The 15,015-nt window shown below is 39.3% G+C and carries 13 protein-coding genes; 2 read left to right on the plus strand and 11 right to left on the minus strand.

Annotated elements, in window-relative coordinates; translation table 11 throughout:
* Window positions 1–74 precede the first annotated feature (74 nt).
* Together GLV98_RS18380 and GLV98_RS18385 are read left to right on the plus strand one after the other, a co-directional pair.
* Window positions 75–224 carry a helix-turn-helix transcriptional regulator gene (locus GLV98_RS18380; protein ID WP_160917494.1) on the plus strand — a complete coding sequence of 50 codons (150 nt, stop codon included), beginning with the start codon at window positions 75–77 and terminating at the stop codon, window positions 222–224.
* 78 nt (window positions 225–302) lie between these two features.
* Window positions 303–1,034 carry a helix-turn-helix transcriptional regulator gene (locus tag GLV98_RS18385; protein WP_160917495.1) on the plus strand — a complete coding sequence of 244 codons (732 nt, stop codon included), beginning with the start codon at window positions 303–305 and terminating at the stop codon, window positions 1,032–1,034.
* A 1,308-nt stretch (window positions 1,035–2,342) separates the two neighbouring features.
* Here GLV98_RS18385 and GLV98_RS18390 read toward each other — a convergent pair.
* The 11 genes from GLV98_RS18390 to GLV98_RS18440 all read right to left on the minus strand — a co-directional run bounded on the left by GLV98_RS18390 (window position 2,343) and on the right by GLV98_RS18440 (window position 14,944).
* Window positions 2,343–3,173, minus strand: coding sequence for an oxidoreductase (locus tag GLV98_RS18390; protein WP_160917496.1), 831 nt, complete (start codon window positions 3,171–3,173; stop codon window positions 2,343–2,345).
* A gap of 229 nt (window positions 3,174–3,402) precedes the next feature.
* Window positions 3,403–4,296: a myo-inosose-2 dehydratase gene (gene iolE, locus GLV98_RS18395; protein ID WP_160917497.1), complete on the minus strand. Its 894-nt coding sequence runs from the start codon at window positions 4,294–4,296 to the stop codon at window positions 3,403–3,405.
* 92 nt (window positions 4,297–4,388) lie between these two features.
* Complete coding sequence (locus GLV98_RS18400) at window positions 4,389–5,855, minus strand: CoA-acylating methylmalonate-semialdehyde dehydrogenase (protein ID WP_160917498.1); 1,467 nt, start codon at window positions 5,853–5,855, stop codon at window positions 4,389–4,391.
* 61 nt (window positions 5,856–5,916) lie between these two features.
* On the minus strand, window positions 5,917–6,918 hold the full coding sequence (iolC, locus tag GLV98_RS18405; RefSeq protein ID WP_160917499.1) for a 5-dehydro-2-deoxygluconokinase: 1,002 nt from the start codon (window positions 6,916–6,918) through the stop codon (window positions 5,917–5,919).
* 212 nt (window positions 6,919–7,130) lie between these two features.
* On the minus strand, window positions 7,131–8,498 hold the full coding sequence (locus GLV98_RS18410; RefSeq protein ID WP_160917500.1) for a hypothetical protein: 1,368 nt from the start codon (window positions 8,496–8,498) through the stop codon (window positions 7,131–7,133).
* Window positions 8,499–8,579: 81 nt separating this feature from the next.
* Window positions 8,580–9,518, minus strand: a complete 939-nt coding sequence (locus GLV98_RS18415; RefSeq protein WP_160917501.1) for an aldo/keto reductase — start codon at window positions 9,516–9,518, stop codon at window positions 8,580–8,582.
* 71 nt (window positions 9,519–9,589) lie between these two features.
* A complete protein-coding gene (gene fba, locus GLV98_RS18420) occupies window positions 9,590–10,468 on the minus strand; it encodes a class II fructose-1,6-bisphosphate aldolase (protein ID WP_160917502.1) in 879 nt (292 codons plus the stop codon).
* Window positions 10,469–10,486: 18 nt separating this feature from the next.
* On the minus strand, window positions 10,487–11,326 hold the full coding sequence (iolI, locus tag GLV98_RS18425) for a 2-keto-myo-inositol isomerase (protein WP_160917503.1): 840 nt from the start codon (window positions 11,324–11,326) through the stop codon (window positions 10,487–10,489).
* Between the two features lie 130 nt (window positions 11,327–11,456).
* Window positions 11,457–12,320, minus strand: a complete 864-nt coding sequence (locus GLV98_RS18430; protein ID WP_160917504.1) for a sugar phosphate isomerase/epimerase family protein — start codon at window positions 12,318–12,320, stop codon at window positions 11,457–11,459.
* Between the two features lie 158 nt (window positions 12,321–12,478).
* The gene (locus GLV98_RS18435) at window positions 12,479–13,513 is read right to left on the minus strand and encodes a Gfo/Idh/MocA family protein (protein ID WP_160917505.1); all 1,035 of its coding nucleotides are present in this window, start codon (window positions 13,511–13,513) and stop codon (window positions 12,479–12,481) included.
* 18 nt (window positions 13,514–13,531) lie between these two features.
* A complete protein-coding gene (locus GLV98_RS18440) occupies window positions 13,532–14,944 on the minus strand; it encodes a sugar porter family MFS transporter (protein ID WP_160917506.1) in 1,413 nt (470 codons plus the stop codon).
* Window positions 14,945–15,015 lie beyond the last annotated feature (71 nt).

The raw sequence follows: 15,015 nt of genomic DNA on the forward strand, positions 1-15,015 counted from the left end.
TTCCATGTACCTATATATTAAATTAGATATATGACATCTAATGTCATGATTAAAAAAATTAAGGAGAATAGCTGATGAGAGCTGAAAGGTTAATTAAGATTTTACTTCTTTTACAACATGGCGAAGTCGTATCTGCTCGGGAAATATCAAAAGAACTTGAGGTTTCCGAAAGGACCATCCATAGGGATATGGGGGCATTAAGTGCTGCTGGTATCCCTATTTAGGCTGAAAGAGGACAAGCAGGAGGGTGGCGGCTTGTCGATAACTGGAAACAAAAATTAAGTTGGTTGAAGGAAAAAGAAATGCTAACACTATTTTTGCCTCATGCTGAAAAGATTATTAATGATTTAAATATGGGTCCTTCCTCAAAGGATATCAGGGATAAACTACTATTGTCCTTACCAGAAGAAACCAAGCAAAGTGCGGAAAAACTTTGGGAAAGGGTCCATGTGGATATGGAGACATGGAGGAATAATAAAATTGAAATAAACCCTGGCATGAAAGTAATGAAAGAAGCAGTTATGAATAATAAAAAAGTGAGTATTATTTACCAAAAAGCAAATGCGGAAACAAGAGAATATGTAATCAAACCACTTGGACTAGTTGCCAAATCAAGCACTTGGTATGTATTATCAATGAATAGCTATGATGAATTTCGCAGCTATAAAATCACTCGAATTACTGAATGTGAATTAATGGATGAACAGTTTAACAGGCCTCGTGACTTTAAACTTTTTGACCATTGGGAGAACTCCAAAAAGCAATTCGTGCAAAGTCTACCTGAGTTTCGTGTGAAAGTGACAGTTTCTCCTTTTGCTCTTGAACGGATTAGGTTTACTGGACGCTTCGTTCAAGCAGATGATGTGAAAGTTAGAGACCATTACTGGACAGAATTAGAATTGACTTTCAATACTGAAGATGAAGCTGTTAATTTTATAGTAGGTTTTGGTAATCAAGTAAAAATTCTTTCCCCATTGAATTTAATTGATAAAGTTAAAGATAGAGCAAGAGAAATACTTGTTTTATATAGATAAGTATTCAATAGATACCCAAGTGAAAAGGCCATCTTTTCTTATGTACAGGGAGGTTGCAAGTATGAGGACGCTTGCTGTCATCTACGCAGGATAACAACGAGTGGCTCCCCCAACACCTGACTCTGAAGAAGGCAACGGAGCCCGTTTATCTGGAAGCTGAGTCTTGTCCAATCCTACCCTTCACTTGAAGACTCAGTATTGAGATTAATTGTCTTGAATAACCATTTTTCAAAAAATCCTCCCTTTACCACATGCATTTTTACAAAGAAAAAAAAAGCCTCCCAAAAGTTTATAAACTCTTGAGAGACTTGTAAGTGTAGTTAAAAACCAGTCAAATTGTTCTTAAATCCTATGATGAAAGGGTTTTGAGGGCTATCACATCATGCCGCCCATGGATTCTTCTAGGTAAATAAAGCAAAATAGTACCCAGTTTATTTGGGAAAGGCGACGTTTATTAGGCTCAAACCACATACCATAAATAAAAGGATATAAATATAAATGAACAATTGTATATCAAAAAGTATGTCATTTTACTTTGGTGCAGAGTTGCCTATGAGTTAGGTTTTACTATCAATGTAATCTTCCATCAAACCACTTGTAAGTTGTTTTACCAATTCACAATCTCGGAAGTGTGCTTCTGTTTTCTGATGTTTACCAGTATTAAGATTTATTACTTTTCCATAGAACCCTTCTCCTCTTGTAGCTATGCTATTCACATATACACGAGCTTTCTTTTCAGCTAAATGTTTTCCCTTATCTTTGGATGTTCTGGTTTGACATCTTCGTACACCATATCACAAACCAGATAACTGTACCTATATTGGCTAAACCGAATATAAATGTCATCACCCAGTACATATGCGAGAGACTCTAATGAGTTTGATCCACAGGGTATTAAACCGCTTTCAAATGTAGTTTTCATTAATAGAATACTGAGTCTCTGTTCCAACTCCCAAGCAGCTTTCTAGTGTATGCATGGTAAATGCATAGTCCATTTCTCACCCTTAAAGACTATGGTCCACGTGGTAAGAAGGTATCGAAAAATATATTTTCTCCATACTCTTCAGAAAATGCTTCGTTATTAACTGAGGAACCTTGGCCATGTTTCGGTATATATGCTCCACGAGCTGGGACTTTGGTTTCCATCTCCATTTCTTTTATACAAGAAAAATCACCAATGATTATTGTCCACAAACAAGGCACATAACTCGGTGTCAGCTATAATATTAAAATATGGCATAGACCCATAGTTGGCATTCTAATATTGTTCGATAGGTCTTTGCCCACTCTTCGTTGTCAAAAGGTCTTTTATTCTGTAAAATCCGTTTCAATAGTTATTTCTTTCCAATCCTCTATTTCATCTAGCAGGTTAGTAAATTTCTGACGAGCTATTTCGTAAGCCTCTCTACCTAATAATAAACGCAATGGTGGTTTTTCTGATTCAGCTATAGTGATGACTGTTTCCGCTAGTTTTGCTGGGTCTCCTGCCTCTTGACCACTTGGCAAATTTATCCTTCTACCAGCTGTTTCTTTATACTCTGGAATGGAGGTTTGTGTTCGATTAGCTGAACGACCAGCCCAGTCTGTACGAAAAGAACCTGGCTCAATAAGAGTGACTTTAATTCCTAGAGAATCGACTTCTGTGGCGAGACTTTCTGAAATCCCCTCAACTGCATATTTAGTTGCATTATAATAGCCGACTGCTGGAGAGGATGATAATCCACTAATAGAAGATAGGTTAATAATGTGACCTGATTGCTGCCTTCTTAAATGAGGTAAGACCTCGTTTGTCACAGCCATCAATCCCCAGAAGTTGATTTCGAACATCTTTCTTGTTTCTTCTTCGATACTTTCTTCGACAGAACTAAAATAACCAATCCCTGCATTGTTTACCAATACATCAATACCGCCGAATTTCTCCACAGCTTGGTTAACTGCTTCTCTAACTTGATCTGGGTCTGTCACATCTAGTCTATGTACCAATACATCTTCTTGATTATCCGTAACTAAGTCTTCTATTTGGGCTGGGTTTCTAGCAGTAGCCACTACTTTATATCCTTCTGCAATTACTCTTTTTGCAATTTCCCGACCAAACCCAGTAGAACAACCTGTAATAAACCAAACTTTTGATTCTATCATAAGGTACCGTCCTTTCAACTTATAAGGATTATTTTTCAATAAAAATAGTGAGTTTTCCAAGCTATCATTTTGTCCTTGTAATTTAATACATAATGATAGAAGACCCTGCGGATCGCTACCCTAGCCAATTGTCTAAGTAAAATAAAAAGGCACTTCTCAAAAATTTCGAGAAGAACCTTCCCCTAAAACATCAGTTTAGTTCGTAAGTAACTGTAAAATAAAAACTTTCTTATACACCGGCTTTTTCACGAATATAATTTCGTGCAATGATGGCATATTCTAAAGGGTTCGCTTTAGCAGGATCCTGTTCAGCTTCGACCAGCATCCATCCACGGTAATCCAGGTGAGCTAATGTTTCAAATACTGAACTAAAATCAATATCACCGTTACCTGGCACGGTAAACATTCCTCTTCTAACACCGTCGAGGAAAGTTAAATTTTCATTTCGGACCTGTTCTGCCACAGGGTCACGAACATCTTTCAAATGAACGTGCTTAATTCGTGGTAGGTGAAGCTTTAATACATCAAGCGGATCTTCTCCGGATAAATAAAGGTGCCCAGTGTCAAAAAGAAGAGATACCTTGTTCTCATCGGTCATTTGCATTAGTTTATCAATCTCTTCCTTCGTCTGTACTCCTGTCCCCATATGGTGATGAAATACAATTTCCATTCCCTTATCCTGAGCACGGTCGCCAAGCCTTTCTAAGCCTTTCGCTAATAAATCCCACTCCTGCTCACTGAAGTGAGGTTTATCTTCAAACAAAGGTACATCTTCTTTTTGGATACTATGCCCTTGCTCCGATACGACAATTACTTTAGCCCCCATTTCGTGAAGGAAATCACGATGGTCGATAAATGCCATTTCGGTTTCCTCATACGGACGGGTGGTTAAAAAAGAACTAAACCAGGCACTGGCAACTTCCATTTGTCGCAATTCAAGAGCCTTTTTTAGGTCTTTCGTATCTTTAGGATACTTGTTTCCTACTTCTGTCCCTTGAAAGCCAGCGAGCGCCATTTCACTCACACACTGTTCAAACGTATTTTCCTTGCCTAATTCCGGTATATCATCGTTTGTCCACCCTATGGGGCATATTCCAAGTTTAACAGCATTATCTTTAAACACCCTCTTTACCTCCCGTTCATTATAAGAGAAAATTCGTTTTATAATATATAAAGGAAAAGGGAGGCAGCCTCCCTTTTCCTCTTATTCTATATTTATACCCACCGAGTGGTCATAACTTTTTTACGAGTAAAGAATTCTACCCCATCCTTGCCATTCGCATGCAAGTCTCCATAGAAAGAGTTTTTCCAACCAGAGAACGGGAAGAATGCCATCGGTGCTGGAACTCCAATATTGACACCGAGCATACCTGCATCAATCGTTTCACGGAACTGGCGCACACTACCGCCATCCTTTGTAAAAATGCATGCTCCGTTGGCAAATGGCGATTCATTCGTAACGTCTACAGCTTCATCTAAATCCTTAACACGTACAATAGAAAGAACAGGTGCAAAAATTTCATCTTGCCAGATCTTCATTTCTGTTGTGACGTTATCGAAAATGGTTGGTCCAACAAAGTAACCATTTTCTTGGGATGTCTCAACTTGACGGCCATCTTTTATAAGCTTCGCACCTTCTTGTTCGCCCTTTTCAATATAACCGAGCGTACGTTCTTTATGCTGTTCACGAATAACTGGTCCTAAAAAGACATCGTCTTCAAGACCGTTACCTATCTTGATTTCATCTGTTTTCTTCTTAAGCTGCTCAATAAACTCATCAGCTACAGACTCTTCAACGGCAACTACAGAGGCAGCCATGCAACGCTCCCCGGCTGAACCAAATGCTGCATTAAGAATCTGTGTAGAAGCATTGTCCATGTTAGCATCATTTAGAACGATGGAATGGTTTTTTGCTCCAGCCAGAGCTTGAACACGCTTCAGATTTTCTGTACCGCGCTTATATACATATTCTGCTACTGGTTGAGATCCAACGAAAGAAATAGCTGCAACCTTCTTATGGTCTAGCAGTCCGTTCACAACATCATGCGCGCCATGAACGATATTAAATACGCCTTTTGGCAACCCTGCTTCATCTAAAAGTTCAGCCAGGCGATTGGCCAATAGTGGTGTGCGCTCAGACGGCTTCATGACGAAAGAGTTTCCTGTGGCAATCGCCATTGGGAACATCCAGCATGGAACCATCATAGGAAAGTTAAATGGTGTGATTCCCCCAATAACACCGATCGGATAGCGTTGCACTCCCGATTCAAGACCTTTCGCAATAGATGGTAATTGATCACCCATCATAAGAGTCGGGGCACCTGTCGCAAACTCAACATTTTCAATTCCTCGTTGTACTTCACCTTTAGCTTCTTTTAAGTTTTTTCCATTTTCAAGAGTAATCAATTCTGCTAGTTCATCCCAGTGTTCAACAAGAAGTTGCTGATATTTAAACAAAATTCGCGCTCTTTTCGGCACCGGTACTTCTTTCCAATCCTCGAAAGCTACCTTAGCAACGTTAACTGCATAATCTACATCTTCTTTTGAGGAAATTGGTACTCTAGCAATGACTTCTCCCGTTGCAGGGTTATAAACCTCTTCTGTCTGATCACTTTTCGCCTCAACCCATTCGCCACCAATATAGTTTTTTAGTGTTTTCACTTCACTTGTGACATTACTCATTTAATCTTCCTCCTTAAAATAGTGATGATATTTATATAAGTTGCTTTCCATTATAGAGAAATCAGGAAATTTCCTGTCTTTCAGCTTTTGCTTTAAAATCATCAATTTCCTTCGTTGTCGGCATGGCGTCTGAACAACTGTGTCTTGAAATGACAATAGCGGCTGAAGCACTACCGTATTCCATCGCTTTTGATAAATCCCAATGTTGGAATAGACCATAAATGAAGGCAGATGCATAGGAGTCACCAGCACCAAAGGTTTTCAACACTTTTGTTTTAAAAGTACCGCTCGTATGGGAATTTCCGTCTTTTGTATAAGCGAAGGAACCTTTGGCTCCGTGTTTAATCACTACGATCTCAGCGTTATGACTAAACCACTTTGAAGCAGTCTCTTCATCTGATTTCTTCTCTTTTTCAAACTGTTCCATCATGTCAAATTCATCTCTTGTGCCGATAATGACATCACACTTTTCCGCAGCAAGGTTATAATACGTAGCTGTTTCTTTATCGTTGTTCCAAGTGTACGGACGGTAGTCAATGTCGAAAATAACAACCACCTCGTGTTTCCTGGCGTATTCCAGTGCTAAGAAGACAGCTTCTCTCGATGGACTTGCCGCAAGTGCCGTCCCAGAGATATGGAGGGCCTTTGCATTTTTTATATAATCCTCTGAAACATCATCTGTGCTTAGTTTCAAATCTGCCACGTTATCGCGATACATTAAGATGCTACAATCCTCTGGACTCTTAATTTCAGTGAAGGCTAAGCCTGTAACAGCTCCTGTATGATCAACAGCTATGTTTGTTGTATCAATATTGTCCCCTTTTAAATAATCCACAATGAAACGTCCCATTTGGTCATCTGAAACCTTACCTATAAACCCTGGTTTTAGACCAAGCCTCGAAGCACCAATTGTAATATTGGCCGGGGAACCTCCTACATACTTTGTAAAAGATTTTGTTTCTTCCATTGGACGATTGAATTGATCTGCGTTTAAATCAATGCACAGTCTTCCAATTCCAATAAGATCTAAGGGTCGACCTTCTTTGAATTCCAAGTTATACACGTGATCCCCTCCATTAATTCTTAACTTTAAAGAATAGTAGACTTATCTTTTAATTTTCAGATTTGAAAGCGTTTAAATATCTTAATCTTACAATATAATACTCTGAACAGAATTGCAACATAAAGTTACAAAATATAATCAAAAATTAACCTTAAGATACTCAAAAATTATCTCTACAGACGATCTATTAAGCTCTTTTTCTCTAAACTTACTCATAATAGAAAATAAGCCGTCACTATTCCGATAGATCCAAAAATTAAAGTAAAGGGTAAGTTGGTGACTGTAATGGCATATGGGTTTTGCTGGGTATTTATAGATGTCAGGGTAACAACAATCCCATAAGTTCCAGAACTCGCCGTGGCCAAAGCCCCTACAATCAACATCACGCCGATTCCCATAGGGTTGAATACCTCAAAAAACGGCTGTAAGATTTCAAGCAATACACCCACCGTAGCAATGGGGTGAACTCCCAACAGACCCAGTCCTATGTAGGTAAATAAAATTAACCCCAGTATGATCACAGGGTATTCTTTAAATGCAGTAAACGGATTTTGAATCCACGTAAGGGCTTCTGTTTGATTAAGACTTTTCGAAAAAAGTGATAGAGAAATAAAAAGCACGAAAAAGTTCTGTAAGTGATTTGTTTTCTGTCGCCATGTTTTGTATCCAATTCTCAAGAAAAGAAAAACTTTTTTCATGAAGAACGCCCAAACGAAAGAAAACGGAAAAATGACAAGTGTGACAGCAAGAATAAAACTAAATTGCAACCACTCACTCGTTATCATCACCGCGGCTAAAAACAACCCTAAAATCACTAACAACTTGAACATTTTCAGATAGATTTTCTTCTTAGTCTGGTACCCATCCGCTATTTTGTGACCTTTGTATGGAATGGATCGAAAGGAACGTTTTTCCATCTGCAAATCAAGGATCAGAACTGTGAACGATACCAACAAAAGCCACGGAAGGTAACTCAAATAACTGACCCCTGTAGCATCAACAACAATACCGACCATTATTTCCATTGGACTCCATATCATTGTCAATGCATAAGCCCGTATTGTGGACCTTGCAATAAACCGATCACGGATTCTTTTTTTTACTCCCTTTAATGAATCTATCAATATTCCCTGAGATAAATTTACAGCTGACAAGTTTAAAAAAGTCATTAAGGTTCCACTTGTAAATACACTTTTAGGGTACAAATCACCCAGATGGCGAACATTCACTTTCATAAGCCCTTTGATACTCTTTTCATAACGTCCAATATAGGCAGCACTATTAATCCACGGTAACATGCTTAAAAAAACAAGGAGATTCATATTAGATATAAGGTACAAAGGAAAATTGTAAACATGAACCCCTGCTGAAAAAAACATAAAACTTCCAGTAGTTAGAAATATACCTCCCAAGACTTTAAACAAACGGGTCGCATAAATAAATGAAACCAAAAACGTTGGAACAGCTAAAATTCCTACGATCCATTCAAGGTATGAAAGGTCCAGGAAAACATTTACAAAGTATATAGCTAAAACTACGGAATAGAGAATAAACAGTTGATCAGACAACCCTCGCTTCATAAAGATCTCTCCAATGTGTCAGGAGTATGAATAAACAATTATGCATAAGGGAGGGGCCCTTCCCCCCCCTTTTACTTGAAGCTAGGCAAATAGTTGGTCAATTTCATCGAATTCTTGTTTACTCATATCCACTTGGAGCGTTTTCAAGTTACTTTTTACTTGCTCTCCATTTTTTGCTCCCGGAATAATAGTATCGATAGCCTCATGTGCCAGGTACCAGGCAAGTACTAAATGAGGAACTTCGACACCTTTCCGATTCGCGATCGTTCGCAATTGATCTACTTTTTCAAGGTTATGAAGGAATGCCTCTCCTTGAAAATGAGGCATGCTTGAGCGCAAATCAGATTCTGGGAACTTCGTATTTTTATCGTATTTCCCAGCAAGGAGACCTGAAGCTAATGGGAAAAACGGTACAAACGAAATTTCATTTTCAAGAATATATGGGAAGAATTCTTTTTCCGCATCTCTCTGTAGCAAATTGTATAAGCCTTGAAATACATCTACATGCCCATCTTGATTGGCTTCTTTCAGCTGATCCAGGCTCATATTAGAAACACCAATGGAACGTATTGTACCTTCGTCCTTTAGTTCTTTGAGAGCCCCTACAGCTTCACTCTTCGGAGTGTCTTCATCAGGAAAATGAATGTAGTACAAATCGATGTAATCCGTCTGTAGACGCTTCAAACTATCTTCTACTGATTGTTTAAGAAAAGCAGGAGAGTTATCCAAAACTTCCTCACCATTAACGAACTTTTGGGCACCTTTCGTAGCTAAGGCAACTTCACTGCGATTTCCCATTTCTTTGATAGCCTTTCCTACTAACTCTTCCGAATAACCTGGTCCATATATAAAAGCTGTATCCAGAAAATCCACACCATTTTCAATTGCTTCTTTTACCATATCCACACCTTGCTGTTCATCAAGATTTGGATACAAGTTATGGCCGCCGACTGCGTTTGTACCAAGTCCAATGGGATTCACATATAAATCCGTTCGTCCAATTCTAGTTTTTTCAGCCATTTCTATGTTCCCCTTTCTTAAAAATATTTATATTCGTTTGAAAAGGGCGACCTATGATCGCCCCCTCCTCTTCATGCTTTTTTACTGCTCATAAACTCTCTCATCTTACTTTTAGCCATTTCTTTCATCGCCTCTTTAGCCGGCGTATGAATGATTCTAGGTTCATAGACTTGCGCATCAGCACTAAGAACTTTCCTTACAGCATTTGTCCATGCTTGAATACACTCTGTATTGACATTTATCTTAGCGTGTCCAAAGTGAATCGCTTTTTGTAATTGATAAATTGGGATACCAGATCCACCATGGAGCACTAGTGGGACTTGGGTCATTTCAGAGATCTGTTTCATCTCTTCAAATCCTAACTTCGGTTCCCCCTGATAAGGGCCATGCACAGATCCGAGAGCAGCCGCCAACGCATCAACATCCGTTTCCTCAACTAGCTTCAAACATTCATTAGGATCGGCATATTTGACCCCACCGACTACACCATCTTCTGTTCCGCCGACTGATCCAACCTCTGCCTCTACGGAAACCCCTTTTGAATGAGCGTAATCCACTACTTCTTTTGTCATTATGATGTTTTCATCAATGGGAAAATGTGAACCATCGATCATTACGGATGTGAAACCCGCATCCACAGCAGCCTTACAGCGCTCCACGCTCTTGCCATGGTCGAGATGCAAGGCAACCGGTACAGAAATGGACATCTCTTTCACAAGACTCTCCACCATCGAGACAACCGTCTGAAACCCGCCGAGATAATCGATTAATCGATCAGACGCTCCCAAAATTAATGGAGATTCCTCTTCCTCTCCTGCAGCTAGAAAAGCTTGGATCGATTCCAGGTGATTAATATTAAATTGGCCGACAGCATAATTCTCCCGTTTTGCTTTTAACAACATTTCCTTCATAGATACCAAGGGCGTCAGCACGTTTTCCTTTGTATTCATAGGTATCAATCCTCTTATTTATATTGGTTGAGTATCGTAGTGCTTGGATACTACATCAAGTGTTGTATCCTTAGCCTTTATAATCACTTCTTCTGCATCCATTTCATAATATTCAGGTCTGAACAACTCTACAGATACAACTCCATCTTCATAACCAATCTCTTTCAGCGTAGATAAAAGACCATCTAAATCAATCGCGCCTTCTCCAGGCCAGACACGGTCTTCGTCTCTTAGTAAACCAATTGGAAAATCTTCTGTGTCATCAATGTGAAGAATGAAGATTTTTTGTCCATCTGCTTCTTTCAAAGCTTCATAGCTTGAGCCCATAGCGTGAAAATGGAAGCAGTCAAAGACAAGTCCTACATTTTCCCGATTTGCCTTTTGGACAATATCGTAAGCCTGCTCAAATGTATTGATCGTGCATTCTGGATGGCCTACAAACTCGAGAGCGACCTTGATGCCATATGGTTCTGCAATGTTTGAGAATTCTCTCAGCATTTTTACAGCACTTTCTTCAATGTCCTTCAGTAAAATTTTCTCTTCGGTTACAAGGGGAACGGCGACAATATATTGAACACCCAGTTCACTGCCTGTTTCTACCATTTGCTTGAATTCATTTAAAACATCTTCTTCATTACGATTATTAAAAAACACCAAAGCATTTAGGGCTAACGGTTTAATATGATGGTCCTGAAAGAAAGTTTTTAATTCTTCCAAAGAATGAGATTCCAGGTATTCCGGAAGCTTATCCATTGAACGTATTTCAATATAATCATATCCGTGCTTGTCACAATATTTTAAGTCTTTCTCGAGGTTTGAGTTTTCAAGCGTAGTCGCCTGATTAAAACATAACTTCATCCTCTATTCCTCCTTAATCATTAGAAGAGTTACGTCACATAACGGCGGTCTATGTGACGCACTCTGTCTTGATGATGACTAGATGTTTAATTCCTCACGTATTTTCCTTATCATTAAAAAGGATGAGGTATTAAATATTTAATCCCTCTTTAATGGATTTAAGTGTTATTTCATTGGACCATTCTGGTTTATCAGGGTAGGAGAAGACTGAATTTGTTACAATTCCATCAAACTCCATTTCTCTTAATTTCCGATAGAGCGCTTCAAAGTTCACTTCCCCTTCACCAGGGTTCAAATGTTGGTGAACCGTCACGTTTGCATCAGGTGGATTCACAATATATCGTAGTCCAAATGCCGCTTTATGATTAAGAGTATCCGCAATTAGGACATGATCAAGTAAATCTCCCGCTTCCTCTAGGTGTTGTTCTACATCACCAATTCCATCGTCATAAAAGAAAGCATGGGGAACAGAGTAAACCAACTTAATCCACTCTTTATCTAGTGCACGAATCATTTTAATAGCTTCCGTGTTCAACTCAATAAAATCATGAGGATGAGATTGCAAATTGAGTTTAATTCCCTCTTTTTCAAACAGTGGCATGAGCTCATCCATTGATTTCACAAAAGCAGCTTCACTTTGAACAGGACGGCTTTTGTCGCCGGCAAATTCGCTGTTCATTAAGTCCACCCCTAATTCAGAAGTGACTTCTATACAACGCTTCCAATTTCTCACGGCAGCTTGGCGTTCTTCTTCAATGGGTGAGGACCATTGTTGGACAGGAAGCACAGAAGAGATTTTGACACCGGCATCTGAGCAATATCTTTTTAGATCTTTGATCAACTGCTTATCAACTTTTGGGTATTCATTAAACCAAATAAAGTCTTTACGTGGCGATAACTCAACGTATTCGTACCCTAATCTAGCAACTGCGTCGATCGTATCTTTTAAATTTGTATTATCACGATAATGTGACGGATCATATGCTAAACGCAATGGAAACATCTCCTTTTTTAACTGTTTGGATTTAATCGGCTTCATAACCGGCAAGCTTTGAAAATGAATCTTCAAGGAATTATGAAGGTTAGTCCTCTTACTATTTTAGGAAGGGAAGTTTGGTATGTTCATATAAGCACCAAACTCCCCCAATTAGATTAATTACTTACAGCCACTTGTTTTTTATAAAAATCAGGGGTATCTTGAAGCTTAATATCTACTTCTTCTCCAGTGTCTTGAGCTTGCAGACAAGCATCAGCAGTTACAGCTGCGATGTATCCATCCCATGATGTAGGCCCTTGAGGTTCTCCATATTTATCGAGTGAATCAATGAAATTTTGCAGTTCTTTGTTGTAAGCATCCATAAATCTTATTTTCCAATCGTTCAGAATGTTAGAGCTCACCTTGGAGTCTTTACGAACAACTACACTAGCTACTTCTGGAAGTTTAGCAATCCCTTCTTCTCCCATGACTTCACATTGGATATCATAACCGTACTTACAGTTCACAAAGACTTCTGCATTGATCAGCACGCCTCCTTGTGTTTTAAGTGTAAATACCTGTGGGTCTTGTAATTCCGCATGGGAATGCTTTGTTTTTCTAGGGAAATCTACCCTTACAGATTTATAGTTGTCATCGATAAGCCAGTGAAGGGCATCAATTTCATGGATTAATGTTTCCGTTACTGCCATATTGGTTTTGTAATTTCCATCAACACCTGGGTTTCTGTGGGAACAGTGGATCATCAACGGGTCGCCGATTTCGTTATTGTCCAGAGCATCCTTTAACTGCACATATCCTTCATCGTAACGGCGCATAAAACCAACTTGGACAAGACGTTTCCCATGCTTTTGTTCCGCATCGACTATTCTCATACACCCTTCAGCAGATGTCGCTAACGGCTTTTCACAGAATACATATTTCCCAGCTTCAATAGCTAAAAGAACACTTTGCTCATGTGCAGGTCCCCAGCTTGTCACAAAAACGGCGTCAATGTTTGGATCCCCTACAAGAGCTACATCATCAGGATAAACCGTAGCATCCAAGTTATAATCCTCTACAGCTTTATAAGCAGACTCTTGGTTCACATCTGTAACCGCTTTAACTTCCCCACCAGATAGAATGTTTTCTATTCGATCGATATGCTCTCTTCCAATCGCACCTGTTCCAATAACTCCTATTTTGATTGTCATAATCATCCTCCTCTTAGTTTATAAGGCTTTTGTTTTTACATTTTCTTTTTGATTTTCTCGCTTTTTGAAATATGATTCGATTTCTTCTAATGTTTTACCTTTGGTTTCAGGCAAGAATTTGATAACAAATGCTATTGCTAACACTCCGAGAGCAGCAAATAAAAAGAATGTGGAAGACAATCCGATTCCAGCAAGCAGAATAGGGAAGACAAAGCTGACCCCGAAGTTAACCATCCAGAGACAAAATACTGATAAACCCATACCCAGTCCGCGGAGTCGCAATGGAAAAATCTCTGCAAGCATCAGCCAGGTAACTGGAGAAATTGCCCCCTGTTGGAAACCTAAGAACATAACTGTCAAACAAATAACGACGTAGGGCAAAACGGCTGTCCCTTCCAGAACTAAAGATGAAATACCTATCAAAAGCAATGCCGTTAAAGTTCCGAATTGGCCGACGAGGAGCATCGGTTTGCGTCCGACCTTTCCCAAAAGCCAAATTCCAACAAATGTAGCTAGAACGGATATAACCCCATTTGAAATATTTGCTGTTAATGCCGCATTAGTACTAAAACCCGCATCTCGCAATATCTCTGTTCCATAGTACATAATGGAGTTAACCCCTGTGATTTGCTGAACAACAGCAATCCCTATACCAAGGAACAAAATATAGCGAACCCATGGAACCGTTAGATCCTTATACGTGGCCTTATCTAATTTTTCCTCCATAATGACGGTAGCATCAATTTGGTTATATTCACCACGCACTTTAGATTTTTCACGGATTTTGTGCAGCACGCCCATGGCCTGGTCTTTTTTCTCATTTTTCATTAGCCATCTTGGACTTTCCGGTAGCGGCAGCATACCAAAGAATAATGCTACCGCAGGAACAGCAGCAATTAATAACATTATTCTCCAGACACTGTCGTTGCCTTCTGACATGTTTCCTAAAATAGCATTGATCGTAAAGGCTAGTAGTTGTCCCGTTACAATCATCAATTCATTTTGTGTTACCATCCTGCCACGACTTTCAGATGGAGCCATTTCCGCTAAGTATGTAGGAACTGTCACGGATGCTCCTCCAACCGCAAGACCAAGCAAGAAACGGAAGATGATCATCAATGTCACACCAGGCGTAAAAGATACCCCTAATGTTGCAAAAAAGAAAAGTACCGCTAAAAAGATAATGGTTTTCTTGCGGCCGATACTATCAGAGACCCTACCTCCAATAATCGCTCCGATAGCTGCCCCGAATAAGAGGGAACTAGTAACTAAACCTTCAAGGAATGGAGTTAAGTTAAGCTGACTTTCTTTAGACATGTATGGCAATGCACCATTAATGACGCCTGTATCATAACCAAACAAAAGCCCACCAAATGTCGAACAAACAATGATAATAAATAAAAACTTACGTGGGGTCATATTTTTTTTCATTACCTCGGCCTCCAGGTTATCACTTTTTTAAAAATCAGAAAATTTTAAATTGTAACCGCTTGCCAAAATTA

This window comes from Halobacillus litoralis (genome assembly GCF_009856415.1).
GTDB classification, from domain to species: domain Bacteria; phylum Bacillota; class Bacilli; order Bacillales; family Halobacillaceae; genus Halobacillus; species Halobacillus litoralis_C.

What these genes read in the sequence shown, in the direction of transcription:
- GLV98_RS18380 (WP_160917494.1), top strand. Translation starts at nt 75, where the DNA reads ATGAGAGCTGAAAGGTTAATTAAGATTTTACTTCTTTTACAACATGGC.
- GLV98_RS18385 (WP_160917495.1), top strand. Translation starts at nt 303, where the DNA reads ATGCTAACACTATTTTTGCCTCATGCTGAAAAGATTATTAATGATTTA.
- GLV98_RS18390 (WP_160917496.1), bottom strand. Translation starts at nt 3,173, where the DNA reads ATGATAGAATCAAAAGTTTGGTTTATTACAGGTTGTTCTACTGGGTTT.
- GLV98_RS18400 (WP_160917498.1), bottom strand. Translation starts at nt 5,855, where the DNA reads ATGAGTAATGTCACAAGTGAAGTGAAAACACTAAAAAACTATATTGGT.
- GLV98_RS18410 (WP_160917500.1), bottom strand. Translation starts at nt 8,498, where the DNA reads ATGAAGCGAGGGTTGTCTGATCAACTGTTTATTCTCTATTCCGTAGTT.
- GLV98_RS18415 (WP_160917501.1), bottom strand. Translation starts at nt 9,518, where the DNA reads ATGGCTGAAAAAACTAGAATTGGACGAACGGATTTATATGTGAATCCC.
- fba (WP_160917502.1), bottom strand. Translation starts at nt 10,468, where the DNA reads ATGAATACAAAGGAAAACGTGCTGACGCCCTTGGTATCTATGAAGGAA.
- iolI (WP_160917503.1), bottom strand. Translation starts at nt 11,326, where the DNA reads ATGAAGTTATGTTTTAATCAGGCGACTACGCTTGAAAACTCAAACCTC.
- GLV98_RS18435 (WP_160917505.1), bottom strand. Translation starts at nt 13,513, where the DNA reads ATGACAATCAAAATAGGAGTTATTGGAACAGGTGCGATTGGAAGAGAG.
- GLV98_RS18440 (WP_160917506.1), bottom strand. Translation starts at nt 14,944, where the DNA reads ATGAAAAAAAATATGACCCCACGTAAGTTTTTATTTATTATCATTGTT.